This is a genomic window from Methanolobus sp. WCC5, from assembly GCF_045690325.1.
GTDB lineage: Archaea > Halobacteriota > Methanosarcinia > Methanosarcinales > Methanosarcinaceae > Methanolobus.
In genome coordinates, this window is sequence record NZ_CP146981.1 from 2,554,301 (window position 1) to 2,572,543 (window position 18,243).

The following is an 18,243-nucleotide window of genomic DNA, read 5'->3' on the forward strand; positions in this document are numbered from 1 at the left end:
CCACTTTCCCCCTTAAAGTGTAAATAATCCACTTTAAACCTTAAAGTGCAAATGTTCATATAATGCTAATAATATTTATTGATTTTGTATATGAAAAAACAAGGAAAAGAATAAAAATAAGAAGAAGAGACCATCAGAATGTCATCATTTCACTTCTATAAACTTCAGAAGGTTGGTGCCGCCCGGTTTTCCGTGACCTGATGTCTGCCCCTGCGTCAGGATCAGCATATCACCTTCAGCAACCCGACCGGATCTTTTCAGGACATCCATGGCAGTTTCCTCCCATTCATATACTTTATGGTGTACAGGGATGGGATATACTGCATATTGCATTGCAAGCTGTTCACATGTGAGGGAATAGCGGCTGAATGCCAGGATCCAGACATCTGGTCTGAATCTAGAAATGTATCGCGGCGTCTTTCCGGAAACTGTAGGAGTTATGACATAACGCACGGGAAGGTTTCGCAGAGCATCATTGACCTGTATTGAGATCATGTCCTCTACACTGGGACCCATTTTACGTATAGCTTTTTTCATCATTTCCAGCCCTATTATAGTGTGGTCCCTCCATTTTTCGGTAGAACGGGCAATCCTTGACATCATCATTACGGTCTCAACAGGATATTTCCCCACCGCTGTCTCTGCAGAAAGCATGACAGCATCTGTCCCGTCTATTATGGCATTTGCCACATCCGTGGCTTCAGCCCTTGTGGGCCTTATGTTCCCTGTCATTGATTCAAGCATCTGGGTTGCGGTTATTACAGGAGTGCTCATGAGATTTGCCTTGTGGATGATATTCTTTTGTACGATCGGGACATCCTGTATAGGGATCTCTACTCCCAGGTCTCCCCTGGCAATCATTATCCCATCACTCTCTTTAAGGATGGAATCTATGTTCCTGACCGCCTGCTCCCGTTCGATCTTTGAAACAATGAAGACATCCTTGCCTTTCCCTGTAGCATAATTACGCACCTGGATGATGTCCTCTTTTGATTCTATGAATGAAAGGCAGAATATGCTCAGACCTTCATCCAGGCCAAAATCGATTATCTCCAGATCCCTTCCAGTGATCGGATTTATGAATAACCTTGAGCCCGGCAGATTAATGCCTTTTTTTGAGGACAGCAAACCACCTACGACCACAGTGCAATGGACATCCCCACCCTGTACATGGGTGCAATCAAGCTGGATAAAGCCATCGTTTAGATAGATAGGACTTCCCGGAGTTACGCTATCTGCTATCTGGGAATACTGGACCGGGATTATAGAACCCTGTCCGGGGACAGCCCTGGGAGTAAGAACTATCTCCTGTCCCTTTTCAAGCATAATAGGTTCATCCTGGATAGTTCCCACCCTTATCTTGGGGCCCGGAAGATCTGCCATAATAGCCACTACCTTATTAAGTTCCTCTGCTATTGTCCTTATCCTTTTGATGATGACACGATGGTCTTCAAGGTCGCCGTGTGAGAAGTTCAGCCGGGCAACATTCATTCCCTGTATGATCATTTCCCTGAGAATCCCTTCTGAAGAGGATGCCGGGCCAATAGTGCATACGATCTTTGTTTTATGATCAGGCAAATCCATAGTTTATACGACCTTTATTATTGGCAATAATCAACGACAGATAATTTCATTGATCCATAAGATATCTTCTATCCTTTATAGAACTGATTAAATTAAGGCTTATTCGGAAGTATTCAATTGAGTATATATAGGGATATACCATTGAAAAATATTAAAGATAATCGCATCCAATATATAATGGGGTTTATAATGACTGATTCAATATATAAGCTGAATGAGCAACAAAAACAGGAACTCTCCGATATTTTCGGCAGGGGAGTCAATTTCAGGGATAAAGAGCGACATTTTTACACACATGATGTGGGAGCTTTGCCTTCACTAATAAGAACAATGGTAGGCAAAACAAAGCCTGCTGCCATTGTCAAAGTGAAGGATGAGCAAAAGGCTGTCGAACTTATCAATTTTGCACGTAAATACAAAATCCCCGTTGTACCACGGGCAGGAGCTTCTTCGGGATACGGTGGCATCATTCCTACAAAAGGAGGCATTGTAGCAGATGTCACTCCCATGAGGGAGATTATCAGTCTTGATAAGGACAATCTCCTGGTAACGGTAGGCGCAGGTGCTATCTGGTATGATCTTGAGATAAAACTCAATGAAGATGGGCTGGCCGTGCAGGCGGTCCCGTCAAGTGCAATGTCTGCAACCGTCGGAGGCTGGCTTGCCCAGAACGGTGTGGGTTACGGAAGCTACGAGTACGGATGGTCGCAGGATACCATGGAATCTGCAAGGGTTGTCCTGCCCAATGGTGAGGTGAAGGACTTTTCAGGTGAAGAGCTCAAAAAGATAACAGGCACCATGGGTACCACCGGAATTATCACGCAGGTCACCCTGAAACTGAGAAAATACGAGGAGACTGCCGCAATCTCTGCAAAATTCCCTGACGCATCTTCAATGAAGAACGCAATTAAGAAGGCAGGGGAGAAAAAAGTCCCGGTCTGGGCAATCTCATTCCTGAACCCAGAGTGGGCTGATATGAAGAACAAGGCTCCGTACAAGACACACTACGGGGAAACAGTTGATGAACACAGGCCTGAGCTGCCACTTGCCTATATATGCAATTTCGCTTATCCCCGGTCAAGGGATGTAAGTGCCCTTGAAGGTATAATAAAGCAGGCCGGCGGACAGATCCTGCCGGAAGAGATAGCTGAGCATGAGACACAGGAATGGTTCAGGTCGATGAAGGTAAAGAGACTTGGTCCTTCATTTATTCCTGCCGAAGTGGTTGTACCCGTTGATAAGATCGATACCATCTTCAATGAGATCGATAAAAGAATTGGTCTCCCTGTACTTGTTGAAGGAATGGTGACAAAGGGTGATGAAGCCATTATGCTCTGTTTCATGCCCCACTCAGAAAGATCGTTTAAGTATAACCTTGCTTTCCCCCTTGCCCTGAGCATTGTCAGGATCGCAGAACAGAACGGTGGAAGGATCTATGCTTCAGGCCTTTACTTTGCAAGCCAGGCTGAAAAGGTATACAAAGATCGTTTCAAAGTTATCCAGGACTTCAAGAAGCAGGTTGACCCTGACGATATAATGAACCCTGAAACCCTTACAGGCAAGCCCATGATCAACACGGGACTTTCCTTTGCAAAGGCATTCGAACCTATGGCACGCATGGTTGGAAATATGTCCGGAGCCGGCAACCAGGAATTCAAGGATGAGAAAGGATTGCCGGGAGACATTATCTCCCATGCTTTCACATGCGCACAGTGCGGGTATTGTGTCAACGAATGTGACCAGTACTATGGACGCGGCTGGGAGTCACAATCTCCCCGTGGCAAGTGGTTCTTTATTAAGGAATATCTTGCCGGAAAAATGGAACTGGATCAGGAACAGGTTGACACTTTCCTTGCATGTACCACCTGTGAGATGTGTGATTACTACTGCCAGCTTGACCTGCCTATCGAGCGTTCCTGGATGACCCTGAGAGAGAACTTTGTCCAGAAGAGAGGCATGATGACAATTCCTCCGTTTGAGATCATGGCCCAGAGTCTGGACAAGGAGAGGAACATATGGGCGAATTACAGGGTAGACAGGGACAAATGGATACCGGATGACATCCGGCCGAAGATCAAGGAAAAAGCAGATATTGCCTACTTCGCCGGATGTACTGCATCCTTTGTTGAGAAGGACGTTGCTGTGGGAACCGTGAGGTTGCTGGATGAGGCAGGGATAGATTTCACATACCTTGGTAACAAGGAGTCCTGCTGTGGAATACCAATGCTTGTTGCCGGGAAGTGGGAAGTGTTTGAGAGAATCCTGAAAATGAACATTGCCAACATGCAGAAGCATGGTGCTAAGACTGTTGTTACATCATGCCCTGCCTGCCTGCTTATGTGGAGGACCATCTATCCGCAGTGGGCTGAGAAACTTGGAATGGAATTCAATATAGAGGCAAAGCATTATTCTGAAGTGCTTGTGGATAAGCTTGACGTATTGAAGCCAAAGTTCAAGGTGCCTCTGAACAAGACCATTGCCTGGCACGATTCATGCCATCTTGGAAGAGCAGGTGCTGGTGTGTATGAGCCACCAAGGGAATTGCTCAAAGCTATCCCGGGAGTGAAGTTTAAGGAGATGGAGCACAACCGTGAGAAGGCACTCTGCTGTGGTTCAGTTGTCACACTTATCGATGAACCAAAAGTTGCAAGCAAAATAGGTAATACACGTTTGCAGGAGGCTGTTGACCAGGATGCTGACATCATGGCTGCACTATGTCCATGCTGCCTTGTTCAGTTCAGGGTCGCTGCAAGGGAGAACAATGTCAATGTAGAGATCCAGGACCTTGGCGCACTTGCCGCCCGCAGTCTTGGCTATGACATACCGGATACAACCAACGATGCTCTTGTTGCATGGGCGACCTTTGAGAAGATGATCGAGCTCATGGAGCCGGAGAACATGACCGAGATGATGGTGGAACTGCTTCCCGACATGATCGGTGCCATGCCCTCATACATGCAGGCCATGATGAAAACTGTAAAGTACGTGCCCGGCATGGACATGCTCATGAAGCCCATGATGCCAAGGATGATGCCCCTGCTCATGCCATCCCTGATGCCAAAGGTCATGCCAAAGATGCTAAAAGCTGTAGAGAAGAGAGTCCCCATGCCCGATTATATGAAAGAGCAGATGCCAGATCTCATGCCGGCTGCAATGGGAAATCTCATGCCTAACATGCTTCCGCAGATAGCACCACTACTGACTCCGAAGATGATCGAGTATATCAAGGCGAATTGAAACAGAGCAGAAAAGGAATAAGAAGCAGTTGCAGTCTTCTTGTTCTTCATATTTTTTCAAGATGTGTTATACAATAGTAATAATAATAAATTATTCTGAAACGGATTTTTAAATTCTAAAAAGTTTGTCATCTTCAGACAATTCTACGATAAAATATTCTTCTTTATTCAATTCATCTGGTAACTTATCTCTCAATATTGAGGCTACAAATTGCATATTATGATTATTTGTAAAGTCTGCAATTTTAATAAGCTGATTATCATGCATAAGTTCTTTTTTATCATTCAGAATGAAATGCATGCATGGCATTTTTTCCTCATCTGCAAATAATATGTATGATATATCAAAAGACGAAATTTCACCTTGTTTTTTACCAGATGCTACATTAGGACCAAATGGACTAAAAGTGCTGAACTTATACATTTTCTGTCCTTTACGGTTAGGAATTATTTGATATTGTAATGCATATTTTTCATTGTAAAGCAGTTCAGAAACTGCAGCGAAATGCTCATTAAACTTGCCGACCTGGAGCTTTACCTTATTCTCAAAATCATCGGAGAAGATTTCATCATCAATTGATTGCAGGTCTTCATTGTAACGTTTAAGGTTATTTTCAACTTCATTTAACTGTACTACAATATTTTCATACTCGCCTTTTAATCTATATTTTTCATTCGTTTTTGAAATTAATTTTTCTAATTCTTCATAAGTATCACTTTTTGATATGATTGAAATTAGCTCTTTTTCATCATTTAGCAATGACTCCAAATAACGTTGTTTTACGGTGAGTTTGAAATTGACTTGTGGCAATTCATTAGTAACAAACTTCACTTTTTCACTCAGCATTTGATTATGATAATTCACTAATTCTTCAAATGATCTTTGTAAGTCTCCCATATTGAACTTTGCTTGCTCATATATTTGCCTTAATTGCTGAACGTCAATATTTGACTTACCGTTTTCAAAAGATTCTTTTGCTTCTAATATCAAATTTTTTCTTATATTTAAGCTACTTATTTCAGAACTAACATGGTTAATTGAATATTTCAGAGAATTTAGCTTATCCAAGTCTTGTTCAAAGTTTTTATTTATATTTAGATTAGCTTTTTTCTCATTTAGCTCATTAATTTCACGTTCAATTATATCTAACGTTGTTTCATACGCTGATTTTGTTTGATTCTTCTCTAATCTTATTTTGAAATTGCTTTCCTGCCGAATCTTCTCTAATAATTCTTGTTTATGATTTCCATTTGTAAAATAGCAACCAAATAGAAAAAGATGGAGGGTCTCATATTCAGCGTCAGTCGTATATCTATCCAAAGTACGAAGTGTATTTGTTATACTCAAATCATCATACCTAAAATTGTGAGAAACTATTTGTCTGAAAGTGGGTTTTTCAGCATTATGATTTGGATAAAATAGTTCTTTCAGCTTCTGTTCAAATGACGACTCGCTAGTATAACTAAATCCATTAATTTTTCTGACAAACTGTTTTCCTTTGGTTATAAAATTACGTTCAATAATAATAGTTTCTGCATTCTCATCATCTAAGTTAGCAGTCAGGCATAGGGTAATCAAAACACTATTTTCAACCAAATAGTCTTTTACTAATGAATAAATTTGTTTTCTATTTTCAGGATCTTCCCAGATAATTTTAGGTTTTGCCCCAAAACAAAAATCAATTAGTTTTAAAGCAGTTGTCTTACCTACATTATTACCAGTAATTTTACCGACACTATCATCAACAATTAGATTAATTCCTTTTCTGAATTTGATTTCACGAATGATTGCTGAATCACTACTGATTTTAAGATATTTTATGAACATAATCTAATTCTCCCATCAATAAGTTCAGCAATACCAGCTAAATACAACCAATCAATGCTAAATACAAACACGGGAAACGTCATATTTTTTAATGCCTTAACTTCTTGGTACAACTTCAATATATCCATATCACCATTGCTATTTAAGGCTTGAATCAAAAACATCCCATTATAATAAATACTATTTTCAGGGTGGACATTATCGGGAAGTAACATAACTATAATCCCCCGGATTCTCAAAAATCTTACAACGTATAAAGGCATCAACAACAAGGATATCAATACACAATTCTAAAACGTCGATTTCGACTTCTTTGAAGTTGCCGCTATCTAATACTTTTTCTTTTACGCCATCTATTACTGATGAGAAAATAGTGTCAGCATCCTGTTTATATTTACAATTCAAATATAACCTACGTACTGCAGCTAACACTGATCTACTTTTATTGACACCCATAGAATCGGGGCTGTCAAAAACTTTGGGGTTGCAAAGCCTGAGTTAATTAATAACAATAGATATATATTATGAAAGTAGATATGGTTTTGTGACAAACCATATCATATCCACTTTCAAATCTCATATTAGCTCAATTCAACTTAAACTAAACGACTGTTTTTCAGGTATCACAAGCTTTGAAGATGCTATCATATCCCAATTGTCTTCAACTGAAAATAGGAATATTCACAATGAGAAGGAGCTTGTTCTGCATGCAGACAATCGTTTTGATCTCCTTCATCCTTACTGTCCTGTTTGTGGTTCCAGGAAAGTAATCAAACAAGAATATTACAAACGCAAGCTAAAATTAGCAGAATTTGGAAGTCAGGTTATTTATGTTCGAAGATACTATTGTAAGATTTGTTCTAAAAAATTCACAACACCTCTTGATTCAATTGTAAAAAAAGGACATCAATATGCCCGAACTTATGAACACTATATAGAAAAAACCTATGAGGCTGGCTATTGTTCATTCAGACATCTGCAAAAGATCTTCACATCGCTATACGATTGTTCTCCCTCTCATCAGACCATTTACAACTGGATTGCAGGATCAAACAGAATATCAATATCAAGCGATGATAATCATTATTCTGGATACTATTGTTATGATGAACAATACATAAAACTGAATGGAAATCGCTTTTATAGGCTCAGTTTGATAGACTCTGTACTGAATAAACCAGTAGAAGAGAAAATTGTGCCAAATCTTGAATATGATACTGTTAAGGGTTTTATTAAAAATGCTGTAGCTTCTAAGCCTCTTCATGCCATTTCAACCGACCACCGAAGAAAATATAAATCGATTATGGATGCACTAAAAATCAAGCATCAACTTTGCATATTTCATTTGTACAAGCTTGTTGGGAAAGATGTGTACAAAAAACTAAAATCAAAATTTATTGGCTCTAGGGAAAAGATCAGGTTGTGTTTAGCATTTACAAAGATCAAAGAAGTGTTTAGAACATATGACCTAAATATCGCAATCAAGAGACTTCAAGAGATAATCAGTAATATGGAAGAAATTCCACATTTACTTCACAAATCAATAGATAAGATTATAAAAGACTTCGAAAGGTTGACTCTGTTTATGGTGGATGAAATGATTTCAAAAACAACAAACCCTATTGAGAATTATTATCGACAAACGTTACCTGATTCGTTGAAAAGGATATTTAAAACACCGAATGGGATATTGAATTATTTAAGTGTTAAAAGAGGATATTGGGAAGGGAACATATCCAATAAAGTTTAACACCAAAGTTTTTGACAGCCTCATAGAATCAAATTCGGAATATATTTTATCGACTTTTGTGTGATATACGAAATACTCTTCAATGATATCTCTTTTACGTTCTAAGTCATTAAAAGTTATCTTAGTATCAATTTCAAAACTGTTCACAGATATTGTATTATCTATTTTATCCAAATTCTCTTTAGCGAGAAAATTTATCATGACAGCCAAATTACTATCAAGTTGGACTCTATCCACATTGCTACCAAGTTCTTTTTTTATAAATAAATATACAGCATCCAAACCATCAAGATCCATATTTTTAATACTTTTCAATATCGAAGCAATATCATAAATATCATTATCCGGTGCAAAATTTATATTATGGGGATTTTTGTACTTTTTAGATCTCAACGCAGATGAATCTTTTGAAATCGAAATAAACTTAAAATTGTAATCAGAATAATCCTTCAATATAGCTTTAGACAAGGATGATTCGATTTTTTGCTTTGTGCTAGTTGCAGATACCTGAATTATAATTTTGTTATGTTTGTCAACTAAATCAATTGCCGCAACATTCGATTGCTTTTCATTTAGATTCACTAAATCATAACCATACAATAAACTAAAGAACTGTGCATAGAAGTCTTCAGAAAAACCATGTATATCAAGAAGATTCAATTTTCCCCTTGATTCAATTCTCCTAGATAAAGTATGGAGTTTTTCTTCTATATAATCAAAATATTTTTTTCTAATCATACTTTACCACCAACTGCGTCCACATGTAATAAATATAAATGCGAGTATATATAATGAATTCACTTATGAAATCAAATGCTGAATCTAGTTAGGAATAGACTTCAAATATTAAAACATTTTTGAATTTGTTTCAATCCTGTATCTGTAATAATTGAAGCATTCCAGCTGTTTGGTATCAGCGGAGAAAGGATCATTCAAAAGGATAGTGTCAATGGACCCAAGTATATATCTTACATCTTTAGGGTGCTTTTTGTTAATGGCTTTTAGATCTTTATCAAAAGCATTAGTAAAAATGCCATTAAATCTCATTCTAATCCGTACTTGGCTTTAATCTCCTGCAGAGTCAGAACATTGCCTTCCAGAAGATCCTTTTCAGCTTCCTCTATGCGCTTTATAGTACGTGAACTCAATGGGGTGGAATCCACACCAACAGTAGAATGACTACATTTCTTAGTCGTTTTATGAGGATGCGTGTTTAGAGCCATTAACAGAGAATACCCGATTTATCCATAAAAAATTGTTGGTGATATAGGAGAAAAAATCAAAACCATCATTTTTCATATCTGCAAGTAGTTGATCCGGTCAGCAAAACGAATTTGTGATCAGTTTCTTATCCTGAATGAGACGGTTGCGTTACCACCTGTCTCAATGCCTTCTTTTTGCCTGACCTTTGCATTAAGAGGAATAAAATGTGTGCCATCACCCATGGGCAGAAGTGATGTATCCCATGAAGTCATCCCGACAGTTGCCCTGATGGGTATCAGACCTCTCTGAGCCATGTGGATCAGACGTTCTGTGATCTCAATGGGTACCCTGATGTATACCCAGCCTCCCTTTTGGGGAAATATCTTAACTTCCCCTGCTACCTCATAAATATCCATAGTGTTAATTTGTCATGAAAATATTTAAACCGGACAGAAACAAAACCTGCGGTAACAATGATTAAAAAAGAAAAATACAGATTTGTTGTATATTTGCTGTATAATACTCACTTTAGAATCGGCTTATCCGGTGTGACACCGTAGTATTCTGTTCTTGCCTTGCCCCATGGACAACCGTTTTTGCCAAATATCCTGAGTTCAAGGTTCTGGATAGCCTTGAAAAAGCCATTACCTGCACGTGCACCCTTGCATACAAGGCAGTATTTCTCACAGAATACAGGAGCCTTCTTCTGGTCTGTCAATTATCGTCCCCTCCGCTTGTTTGTATCTTTGCCGTTTTTCCAGATAAGGATAAGTCTGACAGGTAATTATAATTTAGCCTGGATCTCTTTTGCGAATTCCTTTGCCTTCTGCACGCGTGACTCATCCGGCTGCCCCTTTGTGGACGGACCCATCTCACCGAATGCTTTCATCTGGGGGTCGTCTGCCTTGAGCAACATGTCGATAACAGGCTGGGCAAGCTCTCCCTGGCAGTCAAATGATCCGAGTACGTTAGCACCGGCAGCTGCCTGTTCAGCGGAACCGGTCCATGAGTGGATGGCTTCAAATCCTTCAGGGACTGCATGTGTCATGAATATGGCAATGTTCTTGCCTGCAGTATTCTCAGTAATGAATTTCTTTACGTTTGGCGGTATATCAAATTGCAGCACAGGGAATCCGATAAATGCGAGGTCATATCCTTCAAGGTTCTTTACCTCTCCAATGGGTTTGATATCCTTTTCCCCTTCTATCTCACCATAAATGGCTTCAGCGATTCTTTTTGTATTCCCGGTCTGGGTCATGTAAGTAACAAGTGTTCTCATGCGCAACTCCTCTTTTTGTTGGTAAGAAGAGTAGGAACTATAGATTTATATAGATAAGCGTCAGAAAAATGTAGTCAATCCGATGAGCTACAAAAAAATGACCTTCAAGAGAAATGGGCTTTGATGATTACCTTTCTAAAAAGGAAGCTAGCATCAATAATAACCGATACCTTATTTTCAAATGTAAATACGTAATAAACAGGCAATACTTTCACCCCGCATCCATCTCCAATAAATACCTAAAAAACCAATTTCCACCCCATGACAGAATTCGAGAGAAAAGTCAAGACAATCAATCTTATACGGAGCATACAAAAACAGAGCGCTGCAGAAAGGGAGAAGATGAAAGGGCAGAGCCGGTCATGAGATTTGTTCGCTTTACCGCAAACTATACTTATCAGTCGGGTTATGGGAATAAGCAATGTCTTTGAGCAGCATAAGGATAAAGGGTGCCAGGGAGCACAACCTTAAGAATATCGACCTTACCCTGCCGCGGGATAAGCTGATAGTCATCACCGGGCTTAGCGGATCAGGCAAATCATCGCTTGCTTTTGATACAATTTACGCAGAGGGACAGCGCAGGTATGTGGAGTCGCTCTCAGCCTATGCCAGGCAGTTCCTGGGGCTGATGGAAAAACCGGATGTCGAGTACATCGAAGGGCTATCCCCTGCAATATCCATCGAGCAAAAGACCACAAGCAAGAATCCCAGGTCTACCGTTGGTACCGTTACTGAGATCTACGATTACCTGAGACTGCTCTTTGCCCGCATCGGCATCAGGCACTGTCCTGACTGCGGAAGGGTTATCGAGACCCAGAGCGTTGACCAGATAGTTGACAGCATCCTGAAGCTGCCGCAAGACAGCAAGATACATGTACTTGCCCCACTGGTCAGGGAAAGGAAGGGAGAATACAGGAAACTCCTGACAGACCTGCGTAGTGAGGGATTTACCCGTGTGCGCGTGGATGGAGAAGTACATTCACTGGACGATGCTGAGAACATAGAACTTGGGCGTTATTTCAAGCACAACATAGACATCGTAGTTGACAGGCTTGTTATTAAGGAAAATATAGGGGAAAGACTGGCCGACTCTGTGGAAACAGCCCTTGAGAAAAGCGGTGGTACCCTCACGGTCCAGGTCATTGACGGAGACGAACTTACATTCAGTGAGAAGCTTGCATGTCCTGAATGTGGCATCGGGTTTGAAGAAATGGAGCCTGCTGCATTCTCATTCAACAGTCCGCAGGGGGCATGCCCGGAATGTCACGGGCTTGGCACATCCATGGAATTCGACCCTGACCTCATTGTTCCCGACAAGACCCTTACCATAAACCAGGGAGCCATCGAACCCTGGTACAGTAAGACCAAAGACGGATACTACATGCAGTCCCTGCAATCACTTGCAGACCATATGGGCTTTTCGATGGACGTACCGTTCCAGGAACTGGACCCGAAGATACAGCATATCATATTCCATGGCAGTGAGGAACTGATCCCTTTTGTACATGTAGGAAAGAACGGCGGCACCTGGAGACACAAAGGACGTTTCAAGGGAGTCATCTCCAACCTTTCCAGGATCTACGAAGGCACAGAATCCGAGAACAGTAAAGAAAGAATGAGCAGGTACATCAGTACAAAGCCCTGTCTTGTGTGTCAGGGAAAGAGACTAAAACCCGTTAGCCTGGCCGTCACCATCGATGGCAGAAACATCATCGATGCCACGGAAATGTCTGTGGAGGAAGCCCTTGGATTCTTCAGGGAACTTGAAACAAAGCTCAACGACAGGGAATATGCAATTGCCCGCCTCATACTAAAAGAGATCAAGGCAAGGCTCGGTTTCCTTGTTGATGTTGGCCTGGATTACCTGACACTGAGCCGGTCCGCAGCAACCCTTTCAGGAGGCGAGGCCCAGCGCATAAGGCTTGCAACACAGATAGGCTCCAGCCTCATGGGTGTTCTCTACATCCTTGACGAACCAAGCATCGGACTTCACCAGAGAGACAATCTCAGGCTCATAACCACCCTGAAACACCTGAGAGATATCGGCAACACTGTGCTTGTTGTGGAACACGATGAAGAGACCATCATGAGTGCAGATCATGTTGTGGACATGGGTCCCGGAGCAGGCATCCATGGCGGGGAGATCGTTGCTGAAGGCACGCCGGAAGAGATCATGAACAATGATCATTCCATGACCGGAAAATATCTCAGCGGCAAGGCCAGGATAGAGGTCCCGGAAGAAAGACGGAAACCCTCTGGCATCATGACCCTTTACGGTGCAAGCCAGAACAATCTCAAGTCAGTGGATGTTGAATTTCCTCTTGGGATCCTTCTCTGTGTCACCGGAGTCTCAGGCTCCGGGAAAAGCACCCTTATAAACGAAACGCTCAACAAGGTGCTTGCAAAACAGCTCAACAGAGCAAGGGAAATACCAGGAAAGTACAGTTCCGTTGAAGGGCTGGAAAAACTGGATAAGGTAATAACCATCGACCAGTCACCCATAGGCCGCACTCCCAGATCAAATCCAGCCACGTATACAAACCTGTTCACTCCCATAAGAGAACTCTTCGCCCAGACAAAGATGGCACGTGCCAGAGGTTACAAGCCAGGCCGTTTCAGCTTCAATGTCCGGGGAGGCAGATGCGAGGCCTGCTCAGGCGATGGTATAATCACAATAGAGATGCACTTCTTACCTGATGTTTATGTACCCTGTGAGGTCTGTCACGGCAAACGCTACAACAGGGAGACACTGGAAGTCACCTACAAGGACAAGAACATTGCCCAGGTCCTTGATATGACTGTAGAGGAAGCACTTGGATTCTTTGAGAATGTGCCTGCCATCAGCCGAAAGTTACAGACACTGAACGACGTGGGTCTTGGATACATAAAGCTGGGCCAGTCATCCACCACACTTTCAGGCGGAGAAGCACAGAGGGTGAAACTGGCTACAGAACTTAGTAAGCGCTCCACAGGCAAGACCGTTCACATACTTGACGAGCCCACCACAGGACTTCATTTTGATGATGTGAAAAAGCTCCTTGAGGTGCTGCAAAGACTTGTAGATGCCGGCAACACTGTTATCGTTATCGAGCACAATCTCGACGTTATAAAGACCGCCGACTGGATAATAGACCTTGGCCCTGAGGGAGGGGATCGGGGCGGAGAGGTCATCGCGCAGGGAACTCCCGAGTACGTGGCACAAAGCGATATATCCTATACAGGGAAGTTTTTGAAGAAAATATTGACGTAGAGTGCCCCATTTTCACTCTTATCGGCATTTAACCTTTTTTTATGAGTTCATAACACACCGGAACATAAACGAAATAATCAAAAATTATGCACAATGTAAAAGTATATAATAATTAATATACTATAATAACTGTGGAAAATACAGGCTAAGTTATTAAATTAATACCCGTATTAAGTTAGAAACTTACATCTGTATTAAAAGGGTTTGGACAGGGCAGTAAAAAAAGAACGAAAAGTCACATATCCGGACATAACTGGATCCTGACTTGAACATTGTAGTATGTTGAAGCATTTGATTAGCAAGCTCAACACAACATCATTGCAACTGCTGATTATAAGAAGAAGTTAACATGTATCTTAACTACTATGCAATTCCCTTAATTGTCCTGGTGTTCATTCTAAGTACACTGCTATTCCATATAAGAAAACACAAAGATGCAGCTGGAACTACATGCTTCTCATTGCTCCTGGCATGCAGCATCATCTATTCATTTTTCTATGCACTGGAAATATCTTCTACAAGCTTTAACACAGCTTTGATATTTTATAAAATGCAATATATCGGAATTCCCTTCATATCTTCTTTTTTCCTTACCTTCACAATAAGATATACAGGAAAAAAAACGTGGTTAAATACATCAACACTTATTCCATTGTTTTTAGTCCCATTTACAACGTTGATTCTCGTTTTTACTCTCGGAGAGCACACATTATATCACAAAGAAATATTTATGAGTCACAATGGCTTTTTTCCTGCACTGACATTTGAACCGGGAATCTGGTATACCGTCCAGCAGATCTACAATTTATTCTGCGTCATCTTTGGTCAGGCACTTTTGCTTAATATGTGGATCGAAGTAACACCTGCTTTTAGAAAACAGGTCAGTATCGTAATGGCCGGAGCAACGGTCCCATTTATAGTGCTGATGCTTTATCTTTCAGGAATGTTCCTCCCGGGATTGGATCTGATGCCCTATTCACTTACTTTTTTTGCCCTGATAATCTATATTGGACTAACACAGTATAAATTATTGGACATTGCCCCCCTGGCACGTAGCACACTTTTTGGCAAATTGCCGGAGGGAGTGGTCATAATCGATAAAATGAAAAGAATAGTCGATTGTAACAATTCTGCTGTAAAACACTTGGGGATTAAGTCTTCAGATATTGGAAAAACAGCAAAGGAAGTATTGAGATCCTGGCCTGAGATCATTGACAGTGAAACCAGTAACGACCCGGATAAGATCAAAAGCATCGAAATAATGAAAAGAATACAGGACAAGCATGTCTGGTATAATCTGGAATTCCTGCCGCTAACTATTGAAAATGAAGATATGATAGGCAGGATGGTAATAATCAGAGATATCACCATAAGTAAAATGGCAGAAGAAAAACTGCTTGAAACAAACAGAAGCCTTGCTGAAGTAAATGAGCGCGAAAAACATATGGCAGCCCGGGCGGAGGCGGCAAACCTTGCCAAAACTGAGTTCCTTGCCAATATGAGCCATGAAATTCGTACACCTCTTAACGGAATCATTGGCTTTTCCGATGTTTTGATGGAAACAGAGTTAAACGATTCACAACGACATTACATCAAAAGAGTCCATACATCGGCAAAAAGACTATTGGACCTGGTAAATGACGTGCTTGACTTTTCAAGAATGGAAACGGGAAAACTGGAGCTTGATCCGGAAAAAGTAGAACTGAAATACATGATCTGCCAGATTGCGGATATTGCTGGAACTAAGGCTGAGCAAAAGGGAATTCATTTTAGATCAAACATATCAGCAAACCTGCCTCAATATGTGATTGTTGACTATCTGAGATTAAGACAGGTGTTGATTAACCTTCTGAACAATGCAATTAAATTTACAGATGAAGGGATAATTGAGTTAAATGTAGAAAGTTCCATACTTCCTGATAAAACAGACCAGGTGTTGTGCAACTTTTCAGTAAGAGATACAGGTATAGGCATAGCAGAAGAAGATAAGGCCAGAATATTTGATTCTTTTTCACAGGCCGATGGTTCAATTACCCGCAGGTACGGAGGAACAGGTATAGGACTAACGATATCCAGCAAGCTTCTGGAACTTATGGGTTCTAAACTGGAATTTGAAAGTGAACATGGAAAAGGAAGCACATTCTATTTTACACTGAACCTTCAAATAGAAATCGACTCTAAAGAGATCACAATTTAGAAGTGTCACAAAAAAGATTCAGAGGAATCATTTCCTCTTAAGCTTCTCTACTACAGCCTCGACCTGCTCCACAGCAGTGCCGATGTACTTGTCAGGATCGACCAGGTTGTTAATGTCCTCTTCACTTAGGTAATTAGCAACATCCGGATTTGCCAGCAAGACTTCCTTGAAGTGTTTGCCGGTCTCGTGAGCCTCCATTGCACTGGAGCGCACAAGCTCATGGGCTTCCTGACGACCTACGCCACGCTTTGCAAGTTCTATCATTACAGCCTCCCCCATGTTCAGGCCCCTGAGCAGATCAAGATTGCGACGGATGTTGCCAGGATAGAAACGGAGATTCTCTACAACACCTGTTGCAAGTTTTATGATATGGTCCGTGAGCACACATGCCTCAGGGAACACTATCCTTTCACATGATGAATTGGTAAGGTCCCTTTCATCCCAGAGGGTGTTATTCTGGAGTTCAGGCTCCACCATTGCACGCACGATCCTTGCAAGACCGCATATCTGCTCTGACTTTATGGGGTTGCGCTTGTGAGGCATTGTGGATGATCCAACCTGTTTTTTCCTGAAGCTCTCCTCTACCTCGGCTATCTCGCTTCTCTGCAGGGTACGTATTTCAACGCCTATCTTGTCCAGGGTTGTTACAGTGTTTGCCATCCACATTACAAATTCAGCATGGCGGTCTCGCTGTATTATCTGGTTGGACACATCCACAGAGCCTATTTCCAGATACTGCATCACAAGTTTCTGGATCTTAATCCCGTCTTTGCCAAACGCGGCCTGGGTACCCACAGCGCCTGTCATCTGCCCGACTATAAGGCGTGGCTTGAGTTGCTCAAGGCGCTCTATATGACGTGCGACCTCCGAGGCCCATATTGCAAACCTGAGTCCGTAGGTTGTGGGAACACCGATCTGTCCGTGTGTACGTCCTGCACATACCAGATTCTTATGAGTGTCAGCCTGAAGAAGAAGCACATCAAGGAGTTTGTGCATCTTATCTTCAAGGATCTTGACAGCCTCTTTTAACTGAAGGCCTGTTGCTGTGTCAAGCATGTCATTTGAAGTAGCGCCAAAGTGCACCCACTTACCTGCATCCTCCTGGCACTTTTCAGAAATAGCCAGTACAACTGCCATCATATCATGGTGGATCTCGTCTTCTATGTCCTTTACCCTTTCAAGCTCCACAGAACCGATGCTGGCTTCTATTATATCCGCAGCTTCCTTGGGGATGAGCCCTATATCAGCCTCGGCCCTGGCAAGAGCCGCCTCAACCTTCATGATCTTCTCCAGGCGATTTGCCTCGCTCCAGACAAATTTCATCTCTTCTGTTCCGTAACGGTATTCTATGGGATGGATTGCCATTATATGATCTCCATTATATCGATGTCAATGTGCTCCGGGCTCTGTTCAGGATCCCGGTTGAATTGATTATGCCTCTGGTATAGTCCATCTAATAATAAATAGGCTTTGTGAGGACACTAAGTTAGATTTTAAAAAAATCACGTCACATTTAAGGGCTTGACCATAAAGCCCGATTGACTACAAACTCAATGTTTTGACTACAAAGTAAACATATTGATCATAAAGTAAGGATGTTTGCAATAAAGCACAATCCTGATCTATCTTGATAATGGTATCAGGTTACTGATCATAGGAAATCGTATACCAAAAGTGAGTGTGATGTTAACATACATATTAACATCATTCTTCGTAAAGAAAAATATCTTCAATTGAACATTCGAAGAATCGTGCCATTTTGAAGGCCAATTTTATACTTGGATCATATTTACCACGTTCTATAGCATTGATGGTTTGTCTTGTCACCTCCATTTCATTGGCCAGATGTTCCTGAGTAATATCTTTCTTTGCTCTCCAGACTTTTAAATTATTTTTCATTCAACATCCATCCCAGA

General features: G+C 41.3%; 13 protein-coding genes and 2 pseudogenes. 4 read left to right on the forward strand and 11 right to left on the reverse strand.

Annotated features, from left to right (window positions below):
• Positions 1-144 precede the first annotated feature (144 nt).
• Entirely contained in the window at positions 145-1,584 is a 1,440-nt protein-coding gene (gene pyk / locus V7O64_RS12500; RefSeq protein WP_407355703.1) for a pyruvate kinase, read from the reverse strand.
• A 189-nt stretch (positions 1,585-1,773) separates the two neighbouring features.
• On the opposite strand from pyk, the gene V7O64_RS12505 reads away from it, so the two are divergent.
• Positions 1,774-4,821 (forward strand): FAD-binding and (Fe-S)-binding domain-containing protein, encoded by a 3,048-nt coding sequence (locus V7O64_RS12505; protein ID WP_407355704.1) that lies wholly within the window; start codon positions 1,774-1,776, stop codon positions 4,819-4,821.
• Between the two features lie 108 nt (positions 4,822-4,929).
• Here V7O64_RS12505 and V7O64_RS12510 read toward each other — a convergent pair whose 3' ends face one another.
• The 3 genes and pseudogenes from V7O64_RS12510 to V7O64_RS12520 form a co-directional block, all read right to left on the reverse strand.
• Positions 4,930-6,648: a DUF2326 domain-containing protein gene (locus V7O64_RS12510; RefSeq protein WP_407355705.1), complete on the reverse strand. Its 1,719-nt coding sequence runs from the start codon at positions 6,646-6,648 to the stop codon at positions 4,930-4,932.
• A complete protein-coding gene (locus V7O64_RS12515; RefSeq protein ID WP_407355706.1) occupies positions 6,639-6,863 on the reverse strand; it encodes an ABC-three component system middle component 6 in 225 nt (74 codons plus the stop codon). Before V7O64_RS12515 ends, V7O64_RS12510 begins: the two co-directional genes overlap by 10 nt.
• A pseudogene (locus tag V7O64_RS12520) lies at positions 6,847-7,119 on the reverse strand (ABC-three component system protein); the annotation flags it as partial. The pseudogene V7O64_RS12520 and the gene V7O64_RS12515, both read right to left, overlap by 17 nt.
• 73 nt (positions 7,120-7,192) lie before the next feature.
• Between V7O64_RS12520 and V7O64_RS12525 the strand changes: the two are divergent.
• A pseudogene (locus V7O64_RS12525) lies at positions 7,193-8,329 on the forward strand (ISNCY family transposase); the annotation flags it as partial.
• A gap of 18 nt (positions 8,330-8,347) precedes the next feature.
• Here V7O64_RS12525 and V7O64_RS12530 read toward each other — a convergent pair.
• From V7O64_RS12530 to V7O64_RS12550, 5 genes are all read right to left on the reverse strand, one after another.
• Positions 8,348-9,136, reverse strand: a complete 789-nt coding sequence (locus V7O64_RS12530; protein ID WP_407355707.1) for an ABC-three component system protein — start codon at positions 9,134-9,136, stop codon at positions 8,348-8,350.
• Positions 9,137-9,441: 305 nt separating this feature from the next.
• On the reverse strand, positions 9,442-9,621 hold the full coding sequence (locus V7O64_RS12535) for a hypothetical protein (RefSeq protein ID WP_407355708.1): 180 nt from the start codon (positions 9,619-9,621) through the stop codon (positions 9,442-9,444).
• Between the two features lie 117 nt (positions 9,622-9,738).
• On the reverse strand, positions 9,739-10,017 hold the full coding sequence (locus V7O64_RS12540) for a DUF1905 domain-containing protein (RefSeq protein WP_407355709.1): 279 nt from the start codon (positions 10,015-10,017) through the stop codon (positions 9,739-9,741).
• A 107-nt stretch (positions 10,018-10,124) separates the two neighbouring features.
• Complete coding sequence (locus V7O64_RS12545; protein ID WP_407355710.1) at positions 10,125-10,319, reverse strand: hypothetical protein; 195 nt, start codon at positions 10,317-10,319, stop codon at positions 10,125-10,127.
• A 66-nt stretch (positions 10,320-10,385) separates the two neighbouring features.
• On the reverse strand, positions 10,386-10,880 hold the full coding sequence (locus tag V7O64_RS12550; RefSeq protein ID WP_407355711.1) for a flavodoxin family protein: 495 nt from the start codon (positions 10,878-10,880) through the stop codon (positions 10,386-10,388).
• A 421-nt stretch (positions 10,881-11,301) separates the two neighbouring features.
• Here V7O64_RS12550 and uvrA point away from each other — a divergent pair, with 421 nt between their 5' ends.
• Both uvrA and V7O64_RS12560 read left to right on the forward strand, forming a co-directional pair.
• Entirely contained in the window at positions 11,302-14,130 is a 2,829-nt protein-coding gene (uvrA, locus tag V7O64_RS12555) for an excinuclease ABC subunit UvrA (protein WP_407355712.1), read from the forward strand.
• Between the two features lie 349 nt (positions 14,131-14,479).
• A complete protein-coding gene (locus V7O64_RS12560) occupies positions 14,480-16,327 on the forward strand; it encodes a histidine kinase N-terminal 7TM domain-containing protein (RefSeq protein WP_407355713.1) in 1,848 nt (615 codons plus the stop codon).
• A 27-nt stretch (positions 16,328-16,354) separates the two neighbouring features.
• On the opposite strand, the gene purB is transcribed toward V7O64_RS12560, so the two are convergent.
• Both purB and V7O64_RS12570 read right to left on the reverse strand, forming a co-directional pair.
• Positions 16,355-17,692, reverse strand: a complete 1,338-nt coding sequence (gene purB, locus V7O64_RS12565) for an adenylosuccinate lyase (RefSeq protein WP_407355714.1) — start codon at positions 17,690-17,692, stop codon at positions 16,355-16,357.
• 339 nt (positions 17,693-18,031) lie between these two features.
• Positions 18,032-18,226: a helix-turn-helix transcriptional regulator gene (locus V7O64_RS12570; RefSeq protein WP_407355715.1), complete on the reverse strand. Its 195-nt coding sequence runs from the start codon at positions 18,224-18,226 to the stop codon at positions 18,032-18,034.
• Between the last annotated feature and the right edge of the window lie 17 nt (positions 18,227-18,243).

Coding starts and splice junctions, on each gene's coding strand:
- pyk (WP_407355703.1), bottom strand. CDS start 1,584: ATGGATTTGCCTGATCATAAAACAAAGATCGTATGCACTATTGGCCCG.
- V7O64_RS12505 (WP_407355704.1), top strand. CDS start 1,774: ATGACTGATTCAATATATAAGCTGAATGAGCAACAAAAACAGGAACTC.
- V7O64_RS12510 (WP_407355705.1), bottom strand. CDS start 6,648: ATGTTCATAAAATATCTTAAAATCAGTAGTGATTCAGCAATCATTCGT.
- V7O64_RS12515 (WP_407355706.1), bottom strand. CDS start 6,863: ATGTTACTTCCCGATAATGTCCACCCTGAAAATAGTATTTATTATAAT.
- V7O64_RS12530 (WP_407355707.1), bottom strand. CDS start 9,136: ATGATTAGAAAAAAATATTTTGATTATATAGAAGAAAAACTCCATACT.
- V7O64_RS12535 (WP_407355708.1), bottom strand. CDS start 9,621: ATGGCTCTAAACACGCATCCTCATAAAACGACTAAGAAATGTAGTCAT.
- V7O64_RS12540 (WP_407355709.1), bottom strand. CDS start 10,017: ATGGATATTTATGAGGTAGCAGGGGAAGTTAAGATATTTCCCCAAAAG.
- V7O64_RS12550 (WP_407355711.1), bottom strand. CDS start 10,880: ATGAGAACACTTGTTACTTACATGACCCAGACCGGGAATACAAAAAGA.
- uvrA (WP_407355712.1), top strand. CDS start 11,302: ATGTCTTTGAGCAGCATAAGGATAAAGGGTGCCAGGGAGCACAACCTT.
- V7O64_RS12560 (WP_407355713.1), top strand. CDS start 14,480: ATGTATCTTAACTACTATGCAATTCCCTTAATTGTCCTGGTGTTCATT.
- purB (WP_407355714.1), bottom strand. CDS start 17,692: ATGGCAATCCATCCCATAGAATACCGTTACGGAACAGAAGAGATGAAA.
- V7O64_RS12570 (WP_407355715.1), bottom strand. CDS start 18,226: ATGAAAAATAATTTAAAAGTCTGGAGAGCAAAGAAAGATATTACTCAG.